The organism is Moorena sp. SIO3I6 (assembly GCF_010672095.1).
The window spans coordinates 1-3,694 of sequence record NZ_JAAHHU010000414.1 but is presented as its reverse complement, the minus strand read 5'-3'; the positions used below and the strand labels follow the sequence as shown (position 1 = coordinate 3,694).

4 protein-coding genes are annotated in these 3,694 nt (G+C 45.1%); 1 reads left to right on the top strand and 3 read right to left on the bottom strand.

The window, feature by feature from the left end; all coding sequences use genetic code 11:
• The coding region (gene rpmF / locus F6K49_RS37085; protein ID WP_293105018.1) for a 50S ribosomal protein L32 at window positions 1-160 on the bottom strand (160 nt) is incomplete at its 3' end.
• Between the two features lie 44 nt (window positions 161-204).
• Window positions 205-804 carry a hypothetical protein gene (locus F6K49_RS37080; RefSeq protein WP_293060776.1) on the bottom strand — a complete coding sequence of 200 codons (600 nt, stop codon included), beginning with the start codon at window positions 802-804 and terminating at the stop codon, window positions 205-207.
• 285 nt (window positions 805-1,089) lie between these two features.
• Between F6K49_RS37080 and F6K49_RS37075 the strand changes: the two genes are divergently transcribed.
• Window positions 1,090-3,015: a caspase family protein gene (locus F6K49_RS37075; protein WP_293105012.1), complete on the top strand. Its 1,926-nt coding sequence runs from the start codon at window positions 1,090-1,092 to the stop codon at window positions 3,013-3,015.
• Window positions 3,016-3,569: 554 nt separating this feature from the next.
• Here F6K49_RS37075 and F6K49_RS37070 read toward each other — a convergent pair.
• Window positions 3,570-3,694, bottom strand: a 125-nt coding sequence (locus F6K49_RS37070; protein WP_293105015.1) for a LuxR C-terminal-related transcriptional regulator, incomplete at its 5' end; no start/stop codon positions are given.

Here is a 3,694-nt window from a genome sequence, read left to right as displayed (position 1 = left end):
CTTCTTCTTCCTGTGTTGGATAAACAAAGCTAGAACGCCCACTCAGGACTGCTTTACCGAGAGAGAGGGCTTTTTGTGCTTCCAGATGCGCTTTGCGCTTCCAGTTAGCTTTACGTTTATCCCGTTTGGATTTTGAGGTTTTCTTCTTAGGAACAGCCATAAGTATAAATTATTTAATTTGTTAGACAGCTTTTCTATCTTATTTTATTGTCTTGTATCTCGGTCTTCTATCTCGTTGTCAGGTGATGATGACTCAGGAGCCTGGTTGTTGGCTGGCGGCTCAGGAGCCTGGTTGTTGGCTGGTGGTGGCTCAGGAGCCTGGTTGTTGGCTGGCGGCTCAGGAGCCTGGTTGTTGGCTGGTGGTTCCTGAGGACTTGGGGAAGCTGGTTCCAGTGACTGTGGTTGACTTTGAGGGGAAAAATCAGGTTCCTCAACTCGCAGTAGGAACTGGGTATTGGGAAAATAAGTTGCCCAATACTTGGCATCCGGTCGTCTTTGCCAGGATGGACGGCTGACTTCTAACAACAAGACTGGGGCAATTTCTCCTTGATTTTGCCCTAGAATAGTAATCGCTACCTTTGTAGTCAAAATATCACTATCGAAGCTGCGTTGAGCTGCTGCTCTAGCAACTACTTCAGCACGGCGCATAAAGCCTTGGTAAGTTTCATCAGGCTCACGATTCAGGGTAACATTAATACGGGCTGTCTTGGCTTCGGCGCTTTGGGGAACAATGGCAACTGTCGTCAACCAACTAACCCCTACTAAGCCGGGTAACACCAATAGCCGGATTACTTTGGATAACATAGTCTTGTATCCTCTGATTAGGCTGAAAAAAGGTCAATTCTTATCATGAAGGAAAATCTTTACATCCACTAGATTGACAGAAAGTACTTCGAGAGCCTTGAAAGGTGGACTAGGTTCGATAGTGTTATAATTAATTAATTAATAAAGTTAAGCCGTTAGGTTAAGCTAAACAGGGTTAAATTAGAATTTGCCTGTAAGGGGAAACTAAAGCAATAGTAATAAATTTAGGCATACCTAAAATTAGGTATAAAATTTACGAGTTTCAGGCGCTAGGGTATGGGGTAAATGGCAAATTACGCTGGTATAGCAATTGGCATCAACCACTATCAGTTCTTACAACCTCTAAACTATGGTCAAGCAGATGCTCAAAGACTACAAGGTTTTTTTGTAGACCAAGCTCATCTGCAACCCAGTGAGTTTCTTTTATTAACTGATACTTCACCACCGATTGATGATGTTTTAACCTACCCCAACCGAGAAAATATTTTAAGATGTCTCGACAGGATTCGCCAGAGTCCAGCTTCCCGAGAAAGTTGGCGTTGGTTCTTGTTCAGTGGCTGCGGGGTCAGTTGGGATAACGTTGACTACCTCATGCCGATTGATGGCAACCCAGATGACATTCCAGGAACAGGTATACCAATAGAATGCCTGTTTTCCTCTCTCAAGACTATGGGGAGCAATAAAATCCTGGTATTGTTAGACATAAACCGATCACCGGGAATGCCATCTGGTGAACCGGTTGGTGCTGAAACAGTGGAATTAGCCTACCAAATGGGTATTTCCCTGATACTTTCTAGTCAACTCAACCAGTTTTCTCACGAAGCTTCGGCTCTAGGGAATGGCTTATTCACCTCAGCACTTCTAGAAGCACTGCGTTACTATCATACTGACATTACCCTTGAGAATCTTGAAGAGTATCTCAGGGAGCGCTTACCGGAGTTGAGCCAACACCATTGGCGACCAGTTCAGATTCCTCTTACGGTGATTCCTTTACAGGAGTATCGACAACAACACATTTGGCCTGAAGGGGCAAGCTCACCACCAGAAAATCAATGGGCTGACCCGATCACTGACTCAAAAGCTACTAAGGTCGTTTTTTCGGAAGATGGCAATAATCTTGAGGTGCCACCCAAGGCGGGGTTCCCCGGCCTTGGAGGCGCGCACCTTGAGAGTGAATTTACAAAAAAACCTTTATCGGTGGTAACGCAAAACCCGAATAGTTATTCACCCACTAACACTGACAGCTCAAACCAAACCTTATCTGACTCAGTAGCTTTAGTTTCTTATTCAGACAGTCAGCCTCAAACTGATACAGAAGAGTTATCCTCATGGCGAGAATGGTTGTTTTGGGGTAGTGGTATAGCTTTGTTGTTAGGACTAGTGAGCTTAACTGTTGTCCGTAACCAGGAAGGCTTGATTAGCCAGCAGGTGATTAAAGAAACAGACACTAGCACATTAACTACCACATTACCAGAGACTACTAAGGTCAGGAATTCCCCAGTAACATTGCCTACAGCGTCAAAATCCCAGGCAACTCCAGCTCCCTTGCCAAATTCTAAGAGTAAACCCCTGGAAACTAAACCACAGAAATCCCTGGAACCGAGTCTGATCAAGGCGAATCAAGCAGCTTTGGACCAGGCAAGACAATTAGTTGAACCGAAACAGGCATCTGTGTATAGCGATGCGATCGCAATTGCCCGTCAGGTAAAACCTGGGGATCCTCTTTATGAGCAGACACAAAAATATATCACTCGTTGGAGTCAGTCAATTTTGGCTCTAGCCACGAAACGGGCAAAAAAAAGTGATTTTGAAGGAGCGATCGCAGCTGCCCAGCTAGTTCCTAAAGATAACCCTTCTGTCTATCCTTTGGCTAACGATGCCATTAAAAAGTGGCAAATTCTCTCTCAACAGAAGTCTCAGAATCAACAGACTATCCAAACAGCCATCAAACAAGTCCAACGTAATCAAGCGTCTAGTTATAATCGTGCGATCGCAACCCTGCGTAAGATTCCACCGGGTCAACCGAAGTATGCCACAGCACAAGCGTTAATTGCTCAAGCTAGCGATAAGATTTATGGGATTGCTAAGTCCCGTGCCTCGCGAGGCAAGTTTCTCTCCGCAATTAACACAGCAAAATTAGTCCCAAAAGATACCCCTTACTATGGGGCTGCCCAAGAAGCGATCGCTAGATGGGAGCAAGGTAGACCTTGATAGTCATTTGGGTTGAAGGTTTAAGGTTGGTTGAAGGTTTAAGGTTGGTTGAAGGTTACAGGTTGAAGGTTACAGGTTGAAGGTTACAGGTTGAAGGTTACAGGTTGAAGGTTACAGGTTGAAGGTTACAGGTTGAAGGTTACAGGTTGAAGGTTACAGGTTGAACGCGCACGGGTGGCCGAAAGGCCAAGGTTGTTCGCCTTTGGCGTTCCCGTAGGGTAGGTTGAAGGTTACAGCTTGCCAGTTATAGGTTGCAAATTATACATCCGGCTTTGAGTTGTTAAGGCTCTAATGTTCAACCTACCCTACACCGGACCCCTAGGGCGAACAACCTAATAACCTTCAACCAACTAACCTTCAACCTAATAACCTTCAACCAACTAACCTTCAACCAACTAACCTTCAACCTTCAACCTTGGCCTATTGGCCACGCTACGCGAACAACCTTCAACCTTCAACCTTCAACCTTCAACCTTGGCCTATTGGCCACGCTACGCGAACAACCTTCAACCAACTAACCTTATAACTGTCAAAGGTTACTCTATGGTATAATCTCAAATAACTAAGCCAGAGCGGAGGGCACGGACAGCTGCTTGGGTACGGTCATCCGCACAGAGTTTATTCAAGATATTTCGGACATGAGTTTTGACAGTTCCCACAGTGATATATAACCTTTCTG

Coding starts and splice junctions, on each gene's coding strand:
- F6K49_RS37080 (WP_293060776.1), bottom strand. CDS start 804: ATGTTATCCAAAGTAATCCGGCTATTGGTGTTACCCGGCTTAGTAGGG.
- F6K49_RS37075 (WP_293105012.1), top strand. CDS start 1,090: ATGGCAAATTACGCTGGTATAGCAATTGGCATCAACCACTATCAGTTC.